Consider the following 21,003-nt stretch of genomic DNA (forward strand, 5'->3'; position numbering starts at 1 on the left):
CACTTTATTGGCCGGCAGATGTCACCCGCCAAACTGTGTTGCCGACGTCGTCGGCGATGAGCAGGGCCCCGGTTTTGTCGACAGCCAGGCCGACAGGCCGGCCGCGCGCCTTGTTGTCCTTGTCCAGGAAGTCAGTCACCACGTCGGTAGCGACGCCGCTCGGACGGCCGCCGCTGAATGGTACGAACACTACCTTGTAGCCATTAAAGCGCGTGCGGTTCCAGCTGCCATGCTCGCCAACGAAGGCGCCGCCGCGATATGCCTCGGGAAGGCTGGTTGCCGTATAGAAGGCCAGTCCCAGAGGGGCGACGTGGGAACTCAGTGCATAATCCGGAACGATCGCTTTTGCGACCAGGTCCGGACGTTGGGGCATGACGCGGGGATCGAGATGCTGGCCGTAATAGCTGTATGGCCATCCGTAGAAGCCGCCATCCTTTACCGAGGTCAGATAATCCGGCACGAGATTGGGGCCGAGCTCGTCGCGCTCATTGATCACTGCCCAGAGCGCCCCGGTCTGCGGCTCCCAGCTCAGGCCGTTTGGATTGCGCAAACCGCTGGCGAAAATGCGCGACCGGCCGGTGGCCCTGTCTACCTGCCAGATGGCGGCGCGGTTCTTCTCCGCCTCGATGCCGTTTTCGGCGACGTTGCTGTTCGAGCCGATGCCGACATAGAGCAGCGAGCCGTCGGGGCTTGCCGCCAGGCTCTTCGTCCAATGGTGGTCGATCGGGCCGCCGGGCAGGGCGGTTAGCGGCGTCCCGGGCGCGGTGATCTTTGTGTCACTGGTGCTGTAGGGATAGCGGACGATGGAGTCGGTATTGGCGACGTAGAGATCGCTTCCCACCAGCGCCACGCCAAAGGGGGAGCTCAGGTGGTCGAGGAATACGCTGGTCAGCTCCGGCTTGCCATCGCCATTGGTGTCGCGCAGCAGCGTAATGCGGTTGCTTGGGCCGCTGTCGCCGCCCGAGGTGACCCAGGATTCGATCCAGCCCATCACCAAATCTTTGGGCCGTTTGATCGGTTCGCCACCCGGCGCCTTGGACTCGACCACCAGGACGTCGCCATTGGGCAGCACGTAAAGCGACCGCGGATGCTGCAAGCCGTGGGCATAAGCCTGGATCTGCAGCCCCTGCGCGACGGTCGGCTTTTCGTCGTTCTTCCATCCGACCACGGAAGCGAGATGCATGGGCGGGAAGAAATATTGGATCGGCTCCGGCAGGTTTGGATTCGGCCCTATCTGACTGCTGGGATCCGGGTCGTTGCCGCTGCACGCTGCAAGAGTGATCGCCGCAGTGCAAACGAGGACGGACACCGCGATGCGCCTGGTCTGACCGATGGAGCTTGCTATGCGCATCAATCCGCCACTCCGACGTGATGCCGGTACACCATGGACCAGCCCAGCCAACCAGTGAAGATGAGGATGAGCACGACAACCGCCGAGAGGATCAAGCCGGTAGGAACGATGGAGGTCCATGCATCGCGGGTGTGCACGAGCATGTTGATGATGGATAACGCCAGCGCCAGAAGATTGCCGAGCACGTGCGGCCAGGCGGGGGGCTGTGCCCTTATCAGCGGATTGGCCAGGAAATCGATCAGCCCCGCGATCGCTGCTAGGCAGCCCATGATCACGCCGACGGTAACCAGCCAAGCGGAGAAGTCAGCCCACATCACCTCCGCTGTTCGCCAATAGGCTAGATCCGTCAGCAGGGTGCCGACGAAGCAGGCGATCGGAAATGGCACGAGCATCGGATGAATAGGATGTCCCGCAATCCTGGCCGTCGAACGCGGATTGTCACCGACCATAATGCGCCATCCTTCCTATTCTCGTCCAAACAAACGCCGCCTGCCCGGCCTCCGGTGGCTGTTGCCGAGAGACCGGCAGACGACCGATAGATCCGTCAGGCCCAAAAAAGGGCGCTGGCTGGCTGCGCCTGTTAGGCGGCGGACTGGGTCGGCGGGTTCTGATACATCATCCAGAGCTCGATCGCCGCCAGCACGGCGACCAGAATGCCGATCACGACATGCACGGTCATCGCCGTGGTCGCCTGGAATCCAAGCACCCAGGGCGATGCGAGAACCCACAGTCCGACGACCAGGTTCACCCACTCTTCCCACACGGCAAATGCTGCGAGGGCGGCAACCGAAAGCACGACGATCAAGATTCCGCTGCCGAGGGCGTTCTGCGTCTGCGGGCCTGCCGCAAATGCGAAGATCCAGGGAGAGAAGAACAGAATTGCCCCAAGGATCAGGTTGGCTACGTCACAGAGCCTGGCGTTTGTCCACTGGTTCATGGCATCCTCCATAAGGAGCGTTTATGGCTCCTGAGTTCGGCAAGGTGGTGCCTGAGTTCGGCGAGATGCGCCCGAAGCCGCTCACTCCGTGTCACGGTAGTGCCCTGCCCGGCTGGAATTCCGCATCTGGCGGTACTCCAGCCAAATCCAGCTATCTAACTGAATTCCGGGCTTTATGTTCCATTCGGCACCGGCACGCCTGGATCAATTGGTGGTGATCGAGCGATCCAAAGCTGCCTGTCAGGGGGCGGCGGGGCGGCGGCGCGTAGCTCATTCTGTCTTTTTATCGAGCCGGTGAAACATTTCTCATGGATCGCAGTTCTTGGATGCAGAGGAGTTGAATAAGGGAAACCTGATTGCACGGGAGGAGCACGGACGGCACAACTATAAATACGCTCTGCATAGAATACTTCGCAACGGGAAGCTCTCGCTTGTCTTGGTTGCCGCCGAAGCTTGTTTGAAAGACGGCGATCGCCGCCGAAAAGATTTTCTAAATGAAAATAGCCCAGATCGCACCGCTAACCGAATCCGTGCCGCCCCGAACCTACGGTGGAACCGAGCGAATTGTTTCGTATCTGACCGAAGAACTTGTCCGACAGGGCCACGAGGTGACGCTGTTCGCCAGCGCCGATTCTCGTACCTCAGCCGAGCTGGTGCGGTGTTGCGACGTCGCGCTGCGCCTGAACCCCAGGGTCCAGGACGGTGGTCCGCACCATGTTATGATGCTTGAACGGGTGCGTCGGCGAGCCGATGAATTCGACGTTTTACATTTCCACGTCGATGTCCTGCACTTCCCCATAATTCGGGATTTTGCCAGACGAACGGTTACCACGCTTCACGGCAGGCTCGACCTGCCCGATCTGGCGCAGCTTTATGCGATGTTCGACGACGTTCCCCTGGTCTCGATCTCCTTCGACCAGCGCCGGCCCATGCCGCCCGTCAATTGGGTTGGAACCGTGCATCACGGCCTGCCCCGCGATCTTTTACCATTCCACCCGAACACCTCTGGCTATCTTGCGTTTCTCGGTCGCATCTCGCCGGAAAAGGGGCCGGAAGCGGCCATAGAAATAGCAGCGCGGGCCGGGTTTCCCCTGAAGATCGCCGCCAAGATCGACAAGGTGGACCAGTCGTTCTGGAAGGAAAGGGTCGAGCCGCAAGTGCTGCGGCATTCGAACGTGGAGTTCATTGGCGAGATCGATGAGCGGCAAAAGGCGGATTTTCTGGGCAATGCGATAGCGCTTTTGTTTCCGATCGACTGGCCGGAACCCTTCGGGCTCGTAACGATCGAAGCAATGGCCTGCGGTACGCCGGTGGTTGCGTTCCGGCGTGGCGCCGTCCCGGAGATCATCGATGACGGTGTGTCCGGATGGATCGTGGATACGGTGGAGGAAGCCGTGGGCGCGCTCCGGCGCATAGACAGCCTCGATCGCGCACGAGTGCGGCAGACGTTCGAGAAGCGGTTCACGGTCGAGCGCATGTGCAGCGATTATGTGGCACTCTACCGAGCACTTACGAGCGGCACGGCAGACGCAGTTGCCCCCACAAACGAGCTCACCAGAAATATCGCGATGGTGGCTGTGCCGGGCTGAGGAACCGACTAATCCACATACAGAGGACGGCGGAGTCCGGGAGCGCCTGCGGGGTCTTGTCGCCGGGCGCGGCGATCGCGCCAGAAGCCTTCGATCAGCAGCCAGCCTTCCCGGGGCTAATGCTTTCGCGAGCGGCGGCGCACTGCCGCCCGGTCCGGATTGACGCGCGCTACTTTCGCTGCAAAGGTGCTTTAACGACTTGTTTACCATGCGTCAGTCAGGGGTGGGGGGAATTTGGAACGGTTTCTGGGCGCGAACCGCCTTAATTGGGATGATCGGGCCGAACTGCACTCGACCGACACAACGGGCAGCTACCACATCGAGAACGTGCTGGCCGGCGGATCCAATCTCTATGAGCTGGAAACGCGCGAGCTCGGCGATATCGCCGGCAAGGATATCGTCCACCTGCAGTGTCACATCGGTCTTGACACGATCAGCCTGAAGAATCTCGGCGCAGGCAGCGTGACCGGGCTCGACTTTTCACCGACGGCGATCGTGGCGGCGCGGGATTTTGCTGCGAAGGCAGGCACCGACGTGCGCTTCGTGGAAGCGCCACTGTTCGAGGCGGTGGAAGCGCTCGGCCGGACCTTTGATATCGCTTACGTTACTTGGGGTTCGGTAAACTGGCTGGACGACGTGTTCCGTTGGGCGCGGGTGGTTGCCGATCTTCTGCGACCCGGCGGCCGCCTCTACATGGCCGAGGGCCATCCATTGATGTTTCAGTGCGATCGAAAGGCCGCGGCCCTGGAATTGAAGCACGACTGGCGAACGCCGATAGCTCGGCCGCTCGCCTGGAACGAGGAACTGACCTACACCGGCGATGATCGTATCTTGAAGCATCCTCGCTATTATGAATGGATCCACCCGATCAGTGACGTGGTGAATGCGCTGATTTCAGCTGGTCTGACGCTCGATTTTCTCAATGAGCATGACACGGTTTCGTGGCAGCACTTTTCATTTGCCGTGCGGGCCGGCAAGGATATGTACGGCCTACCCGAGAACTCTCCCAAGATACCGATGGCCTATTCCATTGGCGCGACGAAGCGCAGCGTCGGCAAGATACCATACCTTGTGTCTCCCAAGGCGATTGAGGGGCACTAGTCCAAGGTCAATGCTCTGACGTACTCGGGTCGGAGCGTCGAAATGTGCAATGGCGCTCGTGCGCCTCGATCTTCCGAGCAAGGCTGATCTAGCTGGCGTTTCATGTTGGTCCGCATCGTGCAGCCCGCCTTCAGCATCGCTGTCGGTATCGCAGCCGGCGTCAGCCGTCGGAAAATGAAATTTCTCAGGAGTATGAAGGTCAAATTAAACATTGAAAGCTAATGTTCCTCATCGGGTCGACCCCGAGAACCTGAAAATGGCACTTGAGGAATCGCCTATTGGCTTTTTTCCGCGCTAGGTTCAACGGCATCAAGGAGGCCGTCTTTTCGTCGGCAAATATTCCGGCGGCGATCGCGTTTGTCGTCATCCTTGTCAGCGCAGCGTTCGCGGAGCACCAGAACAAAATCGTCTCGGACCAGGCCGTCCGTGCGGACGTGCTGACCAAGGTCAATCTCATCCGCGCCAAGCTCGAAGGCAATATCAATGGAAACCTCCAGCTCGTGCGTGGACTGGTCGCCGCGGTCGTGACCGAGCCCTATATGGGACAGCAACGCTTCGCCTCGCTCGCGAGCAATCTGTTTGGCGCCGACTCGCAATTGAACGATATTGCCGGCGCGCCCGATCTGGTCGTTTCCCTTATGTATCCGATGGAGGGTAACGAGCAGGCGATGGGTCTGGACTACCGCAAGAACGAGCGGCAGCGTGCGGCTGCGCTAAGGGCGCGAGACGAACGCAAGCTGGTGCTTGCCGGTCCCGTCGACCTGAAACAGGGAGGACAAGGCTTCATCGGCCGCTTTCCGGTCTTCGTGCCGAGCGCTGGCAATACGGAAAGGTTCTGGGGTATCATTTCCGCCGTTGTCGACGTGCAGCGCCTTTACAGAGCGAGCGGCTTGCTTGACGACGATCTCGGGATCGACGTAGCGCTGATCGGCAGGGACGCCCTCGGTCACCGAGGTGGTCAATTCTACGGCAATGAGGAGATCAGCAAAAGCGATCCCGTGACGGCTGACGTTTTGCTTCCTTCCGGCTCGTGGCAGCTCGCGGCCATTCCCAAAAATGGCTGGCCTTCGACGCCAAGCAACGCATGGTTGTTGCGCGCGATCATGGCGACGGCCGGAGCCTTGGTTGTGTTCCCTTTCCTGGTCACAGGCCGCCTGATTGGCGAAAGACAGCGCAATTATGCGGAATTGCGTCGATTGTCACGACGCTTGGAACTCGCTCTGGAAGCTTCGGCTATTGGGGTTTGGGAACACGATCTCGCGACCAACGAGCTTACGTGGGATGATCGCGTCAACGAAATATATGGCAAACCAACCGGCGAGCACCGGGGCTACCCAGACTGGGCGGGAGCAATCCACCCAGATGATTTGGCTGGCGCCAACGCGGACTTCGACAGGGCGGTGGCCAGCGGAAGACCATATTTGTCGGAGTACCGGATTGTGCGTCAGGATGGCGAGATCCGTCATGTCCGGTCCAAGGCGATCCTTTACCGGGTCGCAAACGACACCCCAAAAATGATCGGCGCGGAATGGGACGTGACTGCCGACGTCCTGCTGAACAAGGATCTGGTTCGTGCAAAACAGCTGTCCGAGTCGAAAAATGCAGAACTCGAGTCGGCCAAAGCGCGCATAGAGCACATCGCGCTTCATGATTCGCTGACCGGCTTGCCCAACCGGCGTTACCTCGACCAGGTACTGGAACATTACGCGGCAAACGCCAGGCGCTCAGGCGGGCACGCGGCACTGCTTCACATAGATCTGGATCGGTTCAAGCACATCAACGATACGCTGGGCCACGCCGCCGGTGACGCGATGTTGGTTCACGCGTCAACCGTGCTCAGGTCGAAGGTCGGCGACGAGGGATTCGTCGCCCGTATCGGAGGAGACGAATTCATCGTTCTGTGCGTGGTGCGCGACGATACCAAGCAACTGGCGCTGCTCGCCGACCGCATCATCAGCCAGATGCGCGAACCCGTCTACTATCAGGGTCATCGATGCCGTTTTGGTGTCAGCGTGGGAATCGCTGTCGATAACGCAAAAGATGTCGAAGCCAAACACCTGCTGGTGAACGCCGATATCGCCCTTTACCGCGCAAAGGGGCGGGGCCGCAATCGATACGAATTCTTCACCGACGCGATGCAAAGCGAAATCGTCGATACTAAGCGGATTGCCGACGAAATTCTCGGCGGCCTCGAGCGCAACGAGTTCATCCCCTTCTACCAGCCCCAATTTGACGCAAAGACGCTCGAAATCGTTGGGGTTGAGGCGCTGGCGAGGTGGAAACATCCAACAAAGGGTATTTTGGCGCCCGACGTCTTCCTGAGAATTGCAGAAGAACTGAACGTCGTCTCGATCATCGACCAAGCCATATTGAAGCAATCGCTTTCGGATTTCGAAGAGTGGTCCGCTGCAAAACTTCACATTCCGCGGGTGTCGGTCAATGTCTCGGCCAGGCGCCTTCAAGACGAGGAGCTCATCAAGAGCCTGCGAGAACAAAATATCAAGAAAGGAACAGTTTCGTTCGAGCTTGTTGAGTCGATTTTCCTGGACGAGAACGACGACCTTGTCACCTGGAATATCGAGCAGATAAAAGAGCTGGGGATTGACGTCGAAATAGACGATTTTGGTACCGGCTACGCTTCGATGGTCAGTTTGCTGAAGTTGCAGCCGCGCCGGCTGAAGATAGATCGGCAGCTGGTCACCCCAATCGTCAAATCTCCGCAGAGAAGGCAGGTTGTCTCGTCGATCATTGAAATCGGCAAGTCGCTGGGTATCGAGGTCGTGGCGGAAGGCGTCGAGACGATGCAGCATGCACGGCTACTCAAGGGCCTAGGCTGCGACATATTGCAGGGTTATGCGTTCGGCCACGCATTCGATTCCGAGGGACTTAAGACCTTTGTCAGATCGCGGCGCCTGCGCACGGCCAGCTGAGCCTCGGCGCCAGAGTTTTATCGAGCCGACCGCCTTGACGTTGCGGTCCATAGGCGCACAGCGGACAAAGCAGAAAACAACGCCAAACCTCAGATCAGCAGCAGGCCCTTCATGCTGGAGTGGCCTTTCCTGCCGATGATGATGTGGTCGTGAACGGCAATGCCAAGCGGTTTGGCCGTCTCTATGATCAGCTTGGTCATCTCGATGTCGGCGCGCGACGGCGTCGGGTCTCCCGACGGATGGTTATGCGCCAGAATGATCGCCGTGGCGGAGAGCTCCAAGGCGCGCCTGACCACCTCGCGCGGATAGACCGGTGTGTGGTCGACGGTGCCGACCTGCTGGACTTCGTCGGCGATCAGCGCGTTTTTCTTGTCGAGGAACAGGATGCGGAACTGCTCGCGCTCCTCGAAGGCCATCACCGACCGGCAGTATTCGAGAACCTGCGTCCAGGTCGACAACAGCTCGCGGCCGGCGATCTCGCCGCGCGCCATGCGCTGCGCCGTTGCCGCAACCACCTTGAGGTCGAGCGCCACCGCCGGGCCGATGCCCTTCACCTCCTGCAGGCGCTCGACGGGCGCACCGAGGACCTCGGCCAATGTACCGAAGCGTGCCAGCAATGCCTTGGCGACAGGCTTGGTGTCGGCGCGCGGGATCAGCCGAAACAATAAAAGCTCGAGCAGTTCGTAGTCGGGGAGGGTGTTGGTACCGGCGGCGAAGCGCTCGCGCAGGCGGTCGCGATGGCCGAGATAATGCGGCTTGTTGGCGGCCACCGCCTTCGCGGGCGATCGCACTGGCCTTTCGGGAAAGAAGGCCCGCTCGTCGTCGTCACCATTCATGACTGCCCCACCCAGCATTTGCCGGGCAAGGTAACGCCCGATCTGCCAGACACTAGGCCCGCAGGCCGGGGCGGTCGAGGTTTTTTGGCGACAGCGTGAAGATCTCGCAGCCGGTCTCGTTGACGCCGATCGTGTGCTCGTACTGCGCCGACAGCGAACGGTCGCGCGTCACCGCGGTCCAGCCGTCCGACAGCACTTTCACATGCGGCCGGCCGAGATTGATCATCGGCTCGACGGTGAAGATCATGCCCGGCCGCATCTCGACGCCTTCGCTGGCGCTGCCGTAATGCAGGATATTCGGCGCGTCGTGAAACAGCCGGCCAACCCCGTGGCCGCAGAAATCGCGCACCACCGAGCAACGCTCGGCTTCGGCATAGGTCTGGATGGCGGCGCCGATGGCGCCGGTTCGGGCGCCCGGCTTGATTGCCGCGATGCCGCGCATCAGGCACTCATACGTGACTTCGAGCAGCCGCTCCGCGGCACGCTTGATCGTGCCCACCGGATACATGCGCGAGGAGTCGCCATGCCAGCCGTCGAGGATATAGGTGACGTCGATATTGACGATGTCGCCATCCTTCAACGGCTTGCTGTCGGGTATGCCGTGACAGACGACGTGGTTGATCGAGGTGCAGGATGATTTCGTGTAGCCACGGTAGTTGAGCGTCGCCGGAAGCGCGCCATGGTCCATCCCGAACTCGAAGACGAAGCGATCAATCGCTTCGGTGGTGACGCCGGGCGCCACAATCGGTACCAGTTCGTCGAGGCAGCGCGCGGTGAGATCACAAGCCTTGCGCATGCCGACAAAACCTTCCTCGTCGTAAAGACGGATCTGGCCGGTGTTTCTGAGCGGTGCCGTGGCGGCGTCGAGATAGGTGACCATTTTTGTCCGTCTTGCAGGGATGCGAGGCGTGGATGAGCCCCGCGAGAGAAATCCCCCCAGATTTGGCACTGGAAAGCGCAAGGTTCAAGGACGAACTGCCGGCGACGGCCGAAGACCGGCGATATTCATGCCTGGGAGCATTCTCCTTGCCTGCAGCGGCTCATGCTTCCGCCGGATTCATCTGGCTACCGCAGTGACGACACATTTCTAGGCGAGAAGTCGGCCCAAGCGTTAGCCGCCACGGCAACTTTTTGCGACGAACGGCGCTGCTGCGGGGGTCGGTTCGGGAGAGATCGAATGGACAGACTGCAATTCGAGGTGCCGGTGCGGATCGCGCCTGTGCCCGGCCAGCCGGTCGAGGAAATCTACAGTGTCGAGCAGGCGCTCGATTTCCTGCAAACGTGGCCGGTTCGCCGGAAGGGACCAACCTACCAGGCCGCGTTCAATGCCTGTTTTGGCGCCACGGTGGACATCGTCGAGACCGAAGACGCATGGCGGGCCTTCATGGCCTTTTGCCGGGTGAGCCGCCTGCTTGCCAGGGACATGATGGTTCCGCGCAAGCGCGGCGGCGAGGCGAGGGGACTGCGGGCGTAGACAGCCTTCGACGTAGTCCTCAGTCGTCTTCGCCTCTTGTTGCCGACATCCCTATCAGAGTGGCGGGTCCAGCAAAGCTTGCGCAGCATCACGCTGGCGATAGACATAATGCCAAGTTGAAATGCTGGTACGCCCAAGGGGAATCGAACCCCTGTTACCGCCGTGAAAGGGCGGTGTCCTGACCGCTAGACGATGGGCGCGCTCAGATGTGAGCGCTTATAGTTGCGTCGCGACAAACCGGCAACCCGTCTGCCGCCGGCTGCGACAACTTTTTTCCTTTGGCTCCAAACCGCGTCTTTCCGACAGCCAAGCTGGTTTTTGCGGCATGATGCAACGCCGCCGAAGGGCCTTCGCGGTGACGGAAGATCCTCGCCCTAGCCGCGCCTGCGGCAGCGCCAGTTCCAGTCGCGCTCCGGTCCGACATCGACGTGAACGGATTCGGTGTGGCAGTAGGTGCCGACGCCGCCGCGGCCCGGCATGGTGCGGATGTAGCTCGCCAGTTCCCACTTCGAGACGCCGGGGACCTGGATGTCGGCGGCGGCGCAGTACATGTGCAGCGAATTCTTGGCGCCGTTGGCGCGGCGGTTGCGGGCCGGATCGCGATAGCCGGAGGTGACCGTCATCTTGCGGCCGTAGTGGCCTTCGATCGTCTTCAGCACGCGAACCAGCGACGGCTTCAAGCAGGCGACATCGACGCTTTCGTTCTGTTTCAGGAGGCCGTTGGGCGCCAGCCGGGCAAGGCCGGCGGCGGAGGCGACCTGGTAGGCGCCACCCGAACCTTCGTCTTCGTTGAGATCGACGTCACTCTCATCGTCGAGGCCGGATTTGCGCTTGATCTCGAACAGCGCCGTCTGTCGCACGCCGGGCAGCGCATCGGCCGTGAAGTGGCTGGTATCGCCCGTCGACACCAGCTGCACCGGCTTTTCAGCCGGGTTGGCCGAAGCCAGGGTCACGGTAGGTTTTGCCGCAGGCGTCGCCTTGGCCTGCATGACCGTTGGCTGCCCGCCCGATCTGCTGTTGGCCGGCGATGCTGCCGAAGCGGGGGTGGCGCTGAACAGCGAGGCCAGGAAGTTTTTCTTCGGTGCGTAGGCCTGTGGCTGCGGCATCTCACCGGCGGTCACATAGACCGGGTTGTTCATCGCCGGCGCGGCGGCCTTGGCGTCGGGCTTCGATGCATCAGCACTGTTCTGCGCCACGGCCTGTTCGGCCGTCTGGGCGTTTGGTTGCAGCGGCTGCGGCGTGTGTGCCGCGATCGTCTCGGCTGCCGTGGGGACGGCGATCGGGAAGCCAGCGTCGAGCTTGGCCCCTGGCTTGGCCACCGGCACATAGGCGACCTGCTCGGGAAGGTTGGCGTCACCGTCGGCATTCATCGTCATTTGTGCGGTCGTCATCTGCGACGATGATGCGGCCGTGCTGGCCTGGGGCGCACCGGCGGCCGTGCTGATTTCGGTAGCCGAGGTATTATAGCCTGGCATGCCGACCGACATGGTCGGGTCGCCGGCCGAGGTGCAGGACGCCAGGAGCACCGAGAAAAGCGCCGCCACAATGGCGCGGCTTTCTCCCTTCGCGAGGCGCGATCCTGCTGATCTCAAAACAAAATTCCCCCTCGATATCCGACCGGTTCGTCATTGGCGCGGCGTCGAAACGTCTCGTCGAAATGACCCTTGTTCCCCGAACCGGAAACGAGACCTGTGTCAAATCTGCAAGCCTCAAAGTAATTTGGCGGCTAGAGGATGAATCAAGGCTGCTCAGGGTTGACGGCACCATTTCGCCCGCTTTTGGCGGCGCGTCAACTCACCACACATTACAGATGGTTACACGCGCACCTTGACATAGGTGCCGGGGGCTTCGCCTAGAACTTGCATATGCTCGCCCGGTTTGCGGGCCGGTACGCGGGTATTGTCCCTGGCTTCGATCCAGCGTTGCCAGTGCGGCCACCAGGAACCGGGATGGTCGGTGGCCCCGGCGAGCCACTGGTCGAAGTCGCCGGCCGGCTTGCCGCCGGTCGAGTAGTGATATTTCTGCGCCGCCGGCGGATTGACGACCCCGGCGATGTGGCCGGAGCCGGCCATGACGTAATCGACCTCGCCGCCGAAATATTTCGAGCCGAGGAATACCGACAGCGCCGGCGCGATATGGTCCTCCTTAGAGGCGAGGTTGTAGACCGGCATGGTAACGTCCTTCAGCGAAACCGTGCGGCCCGCCAGTTCCATCATGCCTTGCGAAAGCCTGTTCTCGAGATAGCAATTGCGCAAATAGAAGGAATGGTTGGCAGCGCCCATGCGGGTCGAATCGGCATTCCAGTAGAGCAGGTCGAAGGGCAGGGGATCCTTGCCGCGCATGTAGTTGTTGACGACATAGGGCCAGATCAGGTCGCCCGAGCGCAGCATGTTGAATGCAGTCGCCATCTTGGTGCCGTCGAGATAGCCTTTTTCGTTCATCGCCTTTTCGACGGCCGCGACCTGTTCCTCGTCGACGAACACTTTTAGATCGCCGGCATAGGTGAAATCGACCTGGGTGGTGAAGAAGGTCGCCGATTTGATGCGGTGGTCGCCTTCCTGCGCCATCAAGGCCAGCGCTGCCGCCAACAGCGTGCCGCCGACGCAATAGCCGATGGCGTTGACTTGCCTTTCGCCGGTGGCCTTCTCGATCGTGTCGAGGCCGTATTGCAGGCCCTCCCTGATATAGGCCTCCCAGCTCTTGGCGCCGTGCCGCTCATCCGGGTTGATCCAGGAGATGACGAAGACGGTGTGGCCTTGCTCGACCGCCCAGCGAATGAAGGATTTTTGCGGGTTGAGGTCGAGGATGTAGTATTTGTTGATCCATGGCGGGCAGATCAGCAGCGGCCGCTTGAGCACGGTGTCGGTAGTCGGTTCGTATTGCAGGATTTCGGCGACGTCGCTGCGGCCGACCACCTTGCCCGGCGTGGTGGCGAGATTCTTGCCGATCTCGAAAGGCGAATAATCGGCCTGCCGCAGCTTCAGGTCGCCCTTGCCGGCGGCAATGTCCTCGGCCAGCATCTTCATGCCGCGCACCAGGTTTTCGCCGTTCGAGGCGACAGTCTCGCGAAACAATTCCGGATTGGTCAGGATGAAATTCGACGGCGAGATGGCATTGGACACCTGCTTGACATAAAAGCCGGCCTTGTGGCGGGTGTGCTCGTCCAGGCCGTCGGCGTGCTCGACCAGTTCGGCCGCCCAGCGCGAGGTGACCAGATACGCCTGTTTGAGGAAATCGAAGAAGGCGTTGCGGCCCCATTCCGGGTCCTGGAAACGCTTGTCACCGCGCTCGGGCTTGACCGCGTCCTCGGCGTCCTCGGCGCCGGCGCCGATGCGCTGGACGGCGTTGGCCCAGACGGTCATGTAGCCGGAAAACAGCCGCGTTTGCGCCTCCAGCGCGCGCTGCGGGTCGGAGAGCCAGTACTCGGTGAGCTTGGAGAACGTCTTCACCATGTCGACGACCGGCTCGGCGACGTGATCGCGCACCTCGCCCTTTTCCCGCGGCTCGGCCCATGCCGAGGCGGCCTTGCCGGCCTGCTCGATCATGCGGGCCATGTTCAGAGCGAAGCGTTCCGGGTCCTTCACCAGATATTGCTCGACGGTCGAAGGTTGGTCATCTTCCGCTTTGCCCGAATCGGGTGTTTTGGACATGGTTCGCAGGGTTCCTCCCGAAGCGTTTTGTTGACATATTACCATGGGATATCGAACAGGGTCCAATGTGCTCTAACCCGGCCGCCAGGAAAACAATATGACGATTAATATTGGCAAGAACGTTTTTTCCGGCACTGGTCGTTTTTGCCGCATGGCGCTCGTCATGTTGGCGATGGCCGGTTGCACGAGCAGCAACATAGAAGGTGCAGCGCCCGCCACCGGCCTTGTCGGCGCGAAGGACACCGGTTCCTATCCGAACCTGAACATCCGGCCGCAGGTGGCGGCCGAGCAATTCACCGACGAGGAAAAGAACGCCAAGCTCGCCCAACTGAAGGCCGAGGAGCAGAGCCAGGCCGCCAAGGGCGGCGGCGTCAAGGTTGCGGACCAGGCAGCGCTGGACCAGCTGGCAAAAAAACACGGCGCCGAGGCGCTGAAGCAGATCGAAGGCAAATGCGACCCCGCTCTCGACCCTAGTTGCAAATAAGCTTATACGCGCGACCGCAACCTCACTGTCTGGAACTGCCATGGAAGAATTTCACAAGGTCCGCCGGCTTCCGCCCTATGTCTTCGAACAGGTCAACCGGCTGAAGGCCAGCGCCCGTTCGCGCGGCGCCGACATCATCGACCTTGGCATGGGCAATCCGGACCTGCCGACGCCCAAGGCCATCGTCGACAAACTCTGCGAGGTGGTACGCGATCCGCGCACGCACCGCTATTCGTCGTCGCGCGGCATTCCGGGCCTGCGTCGTGCCCAGGCCAACTACTATGCCCGCCGCTTCGGTGTGAAGCTCGACCCGGACAGCCAGGTGGTGGCGACGCTCGGCTCGAAGGAGGGCTTTGCCAATATGGCGCAGGCGATCACCGCCCCCGGCGATGTGATCCTGTGCCCCAACCCGACCTATCCGATCCACGCCTTCGGCTTCATTATGTCAGGCGGCGTCATCCGCTCGCTGCAGGTCGAGCCGGACGACGGCTTCATCCCGGCGTTGGAGCGCGGCATCCGCCATTCGATCCCGAAGCCGCTGGCACTGATCCTCAATTATCCGTCCAACCCGACGGCACTGGTCGCTTCGCTCGATTTCTACAAGGAGGTGGTGGCCTTCGCCAGGAAGAACGACATCATCATCCTGTCGGATCTTGCCTATTCGGAGATCTATTTCGACGGCAATCCGCCGCCTTCGGTGCTGCAGGTGCCGGGCGCCATAGACGTCGCCGTCGAGTTCACCTCGATGTCGAAGACCTTTTCGATGCCGGGCTGGCGCATGGGTTTTGCGGTCGGCAATGAACGGCTGATCTCGGCGCTGACGCGAGTGAAATCCTATCTCGACTACGGCGCCTTCACGCCAATCCAGGTGGCGGCGGCGCATGCACTCAACGGCGACGGCGCCGACATCGCCGAAGTGCGCGACGTCTACCGCAAACGCCGCGATGTCATGGTCGACGCTTTCAGCCGCGCCGGCTGGATCATTCCCGCACCGGCGGCTTCGATGTTCGCCTGGGCGCCGATCCCGGAGCCGTTCAAGCACCTGGGCTCGCTTGAATTCTCCAAGCTCCTGATCGAGCACGCCGACGTCGCGGTGGCGCCGGGCGTCGGCTTCGGCGAGCATGGCGACGATCACGTACGCATCGCGCTGGTCGAAAACGAGCACCGGATCCGGCAAGCGGCGCGCAACATCAAGCGCTTCCTCGCATCCAGCGCCAAGCAGCCGAATAACGTCGTGCCGCTCGCCGCGCATCGCTGATTTTCTACACATCAACCGACTGAATGGGGCGTCGCCGGACATGGCTGAAGCGTTGCGTGTTGGAATTGCCGGGCTCGGCACCGTCGGTGCGTCGGTGGCCCGCGTGCTACGCGACAAGGCGGCCGAACTGACGCGGCAGTGCGGGCGCGACATCGTCGTGTCGGCGGTTTCGGCCCGCGATCCCAAACGCGACCGCGGCGTTGATCTTGGCACAGCACAGTGGTTCGACGACGCCGTCAAGATGGCGCAGACCGCCGAGATCGACGTGTTCGTCGAGCTGATCGGCGGCGACGAAGGCCCATCACGCTCGTCCGTCAAAGCGGCGCTCGAGGCCGGCCGACATGTCGTCACCGCAAACAAGGCGTTGCTTGCCAAACACGGGGTGGCATTGGCCGAGATCGCCGAGAGGAAAGGCGTGCTGCTCAATTACGAGGCGGCGGTGGCCGGCGGCATTCCGGTCATCAAGACAATGCGCGAGGCGATGGCCGGTAATTCGGTGACCCGCGTTTTCGGCATCCTCAACGGTACCTGCAACTACATTCTGACGCGCATGGAAGCCGAGGGCCTGTCTTTCGATGCCTGCCTGAAGGATGCGCAACGGCTGGGCTATGCCGAAGCCGACCCGACCTTCGACATCGAGGGTCACGACACCGCGCACAAGCTGTCGATCCTGACCAGCCTTGCCTTCGGCACGAAGATCGCCGCCAACGATATCTACATGGAAGGCATCTCCAACATCAGCCAGGCCGACATCCGCGCGGCCGGCGATCTCGGCTACCGGATCAAGCTGCTTGGCGTCGCCCAACGCACCGAAAGCGGCATCGAGCAGCGCGTGCACCCGACCATGGTGCCGACGGCCTCGGTCATCGCGCAGGTGCACGGCGTCACCAATGCGGTGGCGATCGAAACCGACATCCTCGGCGAATTGCTGCTTTCCGGCCCTGGCGCCGGCGGCAACGCCACCGCGTCGGCGGTGATCGGCGACATTGCCGACATCGCCAAGAGCCGGCCTGGCTTCCAGCATGGTCCGGTCTTCGGCCGGCCGGCGAAGGAATTGAAGCCTTACAAGAAAGCGCAGATGCGCAGCCATGCTGGCGGTTATTTCATCCGGCTGACCGTACACGACCGCCTCGGCGTCTTCGCGGCAATAGCCAAGCGCATGGCCGACAACGACATTTCGCTGGAATCGATCGTCCAGCATGCCGCCGGGCCGGAAACCGAGGCACAGAAGACCGTCATCCTAGTGACCCACGAGACAACCGAGGCGGCGGTGCGCAAGGCCGTCGACGGCATCACCAGGGACAGCCTTCTGACCGACAAGCCGCAAGTCATCCGCATCGAGCGGGCCGGATAGCAGTCTCACATTTTGCGTTTAATCGATTGATATTGCTGCGCTTTCAAAAAGGTCCAGCGCAGGTCTTGCTGTTGTCACGGGGCTTTGACACAAGAAGCGCGTCTCTGGCGGGAGGCTAATGCATGTCGCCCAAAAGTGTGCAGCGGTTTTGGGACAACGACATGCATAATAAAAACAAACTGCCAACGAGGATTGTCCATCGATGAATGTGGCCCAGAACATTGTCGCCGGCCTCGACCGGATACTGACCATGGAATTGGTGCGCGTCACCGAACGCGCCGCGGTCGCGGCCGCCAAATTGCGCGGACGTGGCGACGAGAAAGCCGCCGACCAGGTCGCGGTCGATGCCATGCGGCAGGAGCTCAACCGTCTTGCCATCAACGGCGCGGTGGTGATCGGCGAGGGCGAGCGCGACGAGGCGCCGATGCTCTATATCGGCGAGGAGGTCGGCACCGGCAAAGGCCCGGCTGTCGACATAGCGCTCGATCCGCTCGAAGGCACGACGATCTGCGCCAAGAACCTGCCCAACGCATTGGCCGTTATCGCCATTGCCGAAAAAGGCAGCCTTTTGTTCGCGCCGGACGTCTATATGGACAAGATCGCGATCGGCGCGGGCTATGCCGACGGCATCATCGACATCGATGCCTCGCCGGCCGAAAACATCGCCAGCCTCGCCAGGGCCAAGGGCGTGCCGGTGGCGGAGATCACCGCCTGTATTCTCGACCGGCCGCGCCATGGCGCCTTGATCGAAGCCGTGCGGGCGACCGGAGCCGCAATTCGTCTGATCGGCGATGGTGATGTCGCCGGGGTCATCCATACCACCGACCCGGACGAGACCGGCATCGACATCTATCTCGGCACCGGCGGCGCGCCGGAAGGCGTGCTCGCAGCTGCCGCCTTGCGCTGCACCGGTGGCCAGATGCAGGGCAAGTTGATCCTCGATACGCCGGAAAAGCTGGCGCGCGCCGCCAAGATGGGCATCTCCGACCCTAAACGGATCTACCACACGCAAGACATGGCACGCGGCGACGTGCTGTTTGCCGCGACCGGCGTCACCGACGGCAATATGCTGGCCGGCGTCAAGTTCGGCCGCAATTTCATCACCACGCACACGATCGTCCTGCGATCGTCATCGCGGACCGTGCGCGAAATCAAGGCCAGGCACCAGGATCTGGAAAAGTTTTGATTTCGACTCAGTTAGCCGTTGCATACTGTGCGCAATGACAAATTGCAGACGGCGCGTCACGTGACGGGGGAAAGACGCTTTTTCCTCGATGTCAGGCAGTCGGCCACCGGCGTTTCCTGGGAACACCGGCTGACCGAGCGTCAGGACATGGCCGCGCTCGCCATCGCGCAAGGGTATGGCGTGCCCGATATCGTGGCACGCGTGCTGGCCGGGCGTGGCGTCACCGCCGAGCAGACCGAGCAGTTTCTGGATCCGACCATCCGCAACCTGCTGCCCGACCCGGCATCGCTGACCGACATGGACAAGGCCGCCTCTCGCATCGCCCAGGCGGTGATGGCCAGGGAAAAGGTGGCGATCTTTGGCGACTACGATGTCGACGGCGCCGCCTCATCGGCGCTGCTCAAGCGCTTTCTCGCGCATTTCTCGGTGCCGTCGGAGATCTACATACCGGACCGCATCTTCGAGGGCTACGGCCCCAATCCGGAAGCGATGCGCGAACTCGTTTCGCGCGGCGCGACGCTGATCGTCACCGTCGATTGCGGCACCAATAGTGCTGCTTCCATCGACGCGGCGAAGGCCGTCGGCGCCGACGTCGTGGTGCTCGATCACCATCAGGTCGGCGGGCCGTTGCCGGCGGCGACTGCGGTCGTCAACCCCAATCGCGAGGACGACCTTTCCGGCCAAGGTCATCTTTGTGCCGCCGGTGTCGTCTTCCTTTGCCTGGTGCAGACCGCGAAGATTCTGCGCAGCCGCCTGCCGGATGCCGCACCGCCTGACCTGCTTGGCCTGCTCGATCTGGTAGCGCTTGGCACCGTCTGCGACGTGGTGCCGCTCACCGGCATCAACCGCGCCTTCGTTGTCAAGGGGCTGCAGGTTGCGCGGCAGCAGAGGAACGAAGGGCTGGCGGCGTTGGCGCGGGTCTCGCGTATCGGCGAGCCGATCAACACGTTCCATCTGGCCTTTCTGATCGGTCCGCGCATCAACGCCGGCGGGCGCATCGGCGACGCAGCACTTGGCAGCCGCCTGCTTGCAACCGACGACCCGGTCGAAGCCCGCACCATCGCCGAGACGCTGGATCGGCTCAACCAGGAGCGGCAGTCGATGGAGCAGGAGATGCTGGCCGCGGCGCGCTCAGAGGCCGACGCCGAGCTTGCCGGCGGCAATGGTCCGGCCATCGTGGTCACAGCCAGCAGCAACTGGCACCCGGGCATTGTCGGCCTGCTTGCCTCGCGGCTCAAGGACCATGCGCGCCGGCCCGCATTTGCCATCGCCTTCAACGTCAATGGTGTCGGTACCGGTTCAGGCCGTTCAGTGTCTGGCTTCGACCTCGGCCGGCTGGTGCGCGAGGCTGCCGATGCCGGACTTATCGTCAAGGGCGGCGGCCACGGAATGGCGGCCGGCATCACTGTCGAGCGGGCGAAGCTCGGCGAACTCAGGGCTTTCTTCGAAGAGCGCGCGGCGGTGGATGTATTCCGGCTGCAAGGCGAGGAGAGCCTGGCGATCGACGGTGCGCTAGCCGCCGAGGGCGCCACGCTTGGGCTGCTCGATGCACTAGAGAGGGCAGGGCCGTTCGGCGCCGGGCATGTCGCGCCGGTGTTCGCGCTGCCGCGCCACCGGCTTGTCGATGCGCGGGCGGTCGGCAGCAACCATATCCGCGCCGACCTGCAGTCGGAAAGTGGCGGCCGCATCCAGGCGATCGCCTTTCGCGCCGTCGATACTGCGCTCGGCGAATTCCTGTTCAAGAACAGGGGCAAACCGGTGCACGTCGCCGGCTCATTGTCGGGCAATCACTGGAACGGCAACCGCACGGTGCAGTTCCGCATCGTCGACGCGGCGCTTGCCTGAGAGCTCGCTGCCGCCCTGCCTAAGCGAGGACGGTCTGCAGCCGGGTCAGGTCGCCGATCTGCGCCATCGTTGCCTGGTAGCCGATACGGATCGCTTCGTCGGCGCGGTGGAATTCGGTCAGGCCGATATGGCTGAGCTTCGGCTGCAGCGATATGTCCGGCGGGTCGCCGGCCAGCCTGGCGCGCGAAATGCGGTCCTGGATGATGTTGAAGGCCTCGACCATGACGCCGGTAATGCCGAGCCGCGTCTCGCGCGACTGGCGTTCGGGATCGGCGTGGCCGGCCCTCGGCGCGTCTTTCTCGATGACCAGCTCGCCGGCATTGTGCTTGATCACCGCGGCGCGGCCGAACAGATCGTAGTGAAGGTTCACCGCAACTACGAGCGGCTGCTCGTAGGCACGGCAGACCGAGACCGGCACCGGATTGACCAGTGCGCCGTCAACCAGCACGCGCCCATTGCAGGCGACCGGCTCGAACACGCCGGGCAGCGCGTAGGAGGCGCGCATTGCGGTGCTCAACGAGCCGCTCGACAGCCAGATCTCATGGCCGGTGCGGATTTCCGAAGCGACGCAGACGAATGGTTTTGGCAGGTCCTCGAAGCGGATGCCGGCTATGTGCTCGCGCAGCCGCGCATCGAGCTTCATGCCACCGAACAGGCCGCTGCCGCGTAGATTGAGGTCGAGAAGGCCAAAAATGCGCCGCCTGGTCAGGCTGCGCGCGAATTCTTCCAGCTCGTCAAGCTTGCCGGCAACATAGCAGCCGCCGACCAGCGCGCCGATCGAGGTGCCGGCGATCATCGACACTTCGATGCCGGCTTCGTCAAGCGCGCGCAGCACGCCGATATGCGCCCAGCCGCGCGCACAGCCGCCGCCCAATGCCAGCGAAATCCCTGTTTTGCCCGGAGATTTGGTTTCGGATGCGCCCGCGGCCGAGGAGAGGCCATTGCCCTCCCGAACGTCAGGTCTGTTGCGCAATGACGCCCAGTCGAGCATCACAATCTCCCTTGTCC

17 protein-coding genes and 1 tRNA gene are annotated in these 21,003 nt (G+C 62.1%); 9 read left to right on the top strand and 9 right to left on the bottom strand.

All coding sequences use genetic code 11. The annotated features are described in order from the left end of the window. Positions 1-4: 4 nt before the first annotated feature. From NKI25_RS12170 to NKI25_RS12180, 3 genes are all read right to left on the bottom strand, one after another. Complete coding sequence (locus tag NKI25_RS12170) at positions 5-1,351, bottom strand: PQQ-dependent sugar dehydrogenase (RefSeq protein WP_352998518.1); 1,347 nt, start codon at positions 1,349-1,351, stop codon at positions 5-7. Next, entirely contained in the window at positions 1,351-1,800 is a 450-nt protein-coding gene (locus tag NKI25_RS12175) for a DUF2231 domain-containing protein (RefSeq protein ID WP_352647795.1), read from the bottom strand. The genes NKI25_RS12170 and NKI25_RS12175 overlap by 1 nt, the downstream gene beginning before the upstream one ends. A gap of 131 nt (positions 1,801-1,931) precedes the next feature. Next, positions 1,932-2,288: an SPW repeat protein gene (locus NKI25_RS12180; RefSeq protein WP_023678896.1), complete on the bottom strand. Its 357-nt coding sequence runs from the start codon at positions 2,286-2,288 to the stop codon at positions 1,932-1,934. 494 nt (positions 2,289-2,782) lie between these two features. Here NKI25_RS12180 and NKI25_RS12185 point away from each other — a divergent pair, with 494 nt between their 5' ends. The 3 genes from NKI25_RS12185 to NKI25_RS12195 all read left to right on the top strand — a co-directional run bounded on the left by NKI25_RS12185 (position 2,783) and on the right by NKI25_RS12195 (position 7,908). Beyond that, positions 2,783-3,877 carry a glycosyltransferase family 4 protein gene (locus NKI25_RS12185; RefSeq protein WP_352680115.1) on the top strand — a complete coding sequence of 365 codons (1,095 nt, stop codon included), beginning with the start codon at positions 2,783-2,785 and terminating at the stop codon, positions 3,875-3,877. Positions 3,878-4,111: 234 nt separating this feature from the next. Beyond that, positions 4,112-4,978 (top strand): class I SAM-dependent methyltransferase, encoded by an 867-nt coding sequence (locus NKI25_RS12190; protein WP_023678894.1) that lies wholly within the window; start codon positions 4,112-4,114, stop codon positions 4,976-4,978. Positions 4,979-5,328: 350 nt separating this feature from the next. After that, positions 5,329-7,908 carry a bifunctional diguanylate cyclase/phosphodiesterase gene (locus tag NKI25_RS12195; protein WP_352647839.1) on the top strand — a complete coding sequence of 860 codons (2,580 nt, stop codon included), beginning with the start codon at positions 5,329-5,331 and terminating at the stop codon, positions 7,906-7,908. Between the two features lie 89 nt (positions 7,909-7,997). Here the strand turns inward: NKI25_RS12195 and radC are convergent, their stop codons facing one another. Together radC and map are read right to left on the bottom strand one after the other, a co-directional pair. Beyond that, entirely contained in the window at positions 7,998-8,744 is a 747-nt protein-coding gene (gene radC / locus NKI25_RS12200; protein WP_352647799.1) for a RadC family protein, read from the bottom strand. Between the two features lie 52 nt (positions 8,745-8,796). Next, on the bottom strand, positions 8,797-9,624 hold the full coding sequence (gene map / locus NKI25_RS12205) for a type I methionyl aminopeptidase (RefSeq protein WP_352998519.1): 828 nt from the start codon (positions 9,622-9,624) through the stop codon (positions 8,797-8,799). A 297-nt stretch (positions 9,625-9,921) separates the two neighbouring features. Between map and NKI25_RS12210 the strand changes: the two genes are divergently transcribed. Continuing rightward, positions 9,922-10,218 (top strand): DUF982 domain-containing protein, encoded by a 297-nt coding sequence (locus NKI25_RS12210; RefSeq protein WP_352647801.1) that lies wholly within the window; start codon positions 9,922-9,924, stop codon positions 10,216-10,218. A gap of 125 nt (positions 10,219-10,343) precedes the next feature. Here NKI25_RS12210 and NKI25_RS12215 read toward each other — a convergent pair. The 3 genes from NKI25_RS12215 to phaC form a co-directional block, all read right to left on the bottom strand. Further along, positions 10,344-10,418 (bottom strand) — tRNA-Glu (locus tag NKI25_RS12215). Between the two features lie 174 nt (positions 10,419-10,592). Next, complete coding sequence (locus tag NKI25_RS12220) at positions 10,593-11,705, bottom strand: YcbK family protein (protein ID WP_352998538.1); 1,113 nt, start codon at positions 11,703-11,705, stop codon at positions 10,593-10,595. A gap of 327 nt (positions 11,706-12,032) precedes the next feature. Further along, on the bottom strand, positions 12,033-13,868 hold the full coding sequence (gene phaC, locus NKI25_RS12225; RefSeq protein WP_352568837.1) for a class I poly(R)-hydroxyalkanoic acid synthase: 1,836 nt from the start codon (positions 13,866-13,868) through the stop codon (positions 12,033-12,035). Between the two features lie 97 nt (positions 13,869-13,965). Between phaC and NKI25_RS12230 the strand changes: the two genes are divergently transcribed. From NKI25_RS12230 to recJ, 5 genes are all read left to right on the top strand, one after another. Continuing rightward, the gene (locus tag NKI25_RS12230; protein WP_352587928.1) at positions 13,966-14,352 is read left to right on the top strand and encodes a hypothetical protein; all 387 of its coding nucleotides are present in this window, start codon (positions 13,966-13,968) and stop codon (positions 14,350-14,352) included. A gap of 40 nt (positions 14,353-14,392) precedes the next feature. Next, positions 14,393-15,610, top strand: a complete 1,218-nt coding sequence (locus NKI25_RS12235) for an LL-diaminopimelate aminotransferase (RefSeq protein WP_352647807.1) — start codon at positions 14,393-14,395, stop codon at positions 15,608-15,610. A gap of 40 nt (positions 15,611-15,650) precedes the next feature. Then, positions 15,651-16,964: a homoserine dehydrogenase gene (locus NKI25_RS12240; RefSeq protein WP_352454459.1), complete on the top strand. Its 1,314-nt coding sequence runs from the start codon at positions 15,651-15,653 to the stop codon at positions 16,962-16,964. A gap of 202 nt (positions 16,965-17,166) precedes the next feature. Further along, positions 17,167-18,150, top strand: a complete 984-nt coding sequence (gene glpX, locus NKI25_RS12245; protein WP_352998520.1) for a class II fructose-bisphosphatase — start codon at positions 17,167-17,169, stop codon at positions 18,148-18,150. Positions 18,151-18,210: 60 nt separating this feature from the next. Continuing rightward, entirely contained in the window at positions 18,211-19,995 is a 1,785-nt protein-coding gene (recJ, locus tag NKI25_RS12250) for a single-stranded-DNA-specific exonuclease RecJ (protein WP_352998521.1), read from the top strand. A gap of 19 nt (positions 19,996-20,014) precedes the next feature. On the opposite strand, the gene NKI25_RS12255 is transcribed toward recJ, so the two are convergent. Further along, positions 20,015-20,986 (bottom strand): patatin family protein, encoded by a 972-nt coding sequence (locus NKI25_RS12255; RefSeq protein WP_352998522.1) that lies wholly within the window; start codon positions 20,984-20,986, stop codon positions 20,015-20,017. Positions 20,987-21,003: the final 17 nt, after the last annotated feature.

This window comes from Mesorhizobium sp. M0808 (genome assembly GCF_040320025.1).
In the GTDB taxonomy this organism is placed as follows: Bacteria; Pseudomonadota; Alphaproteobacteria; order Rhizobiales; family Rhizobiaceae; genus Mesorhizobium.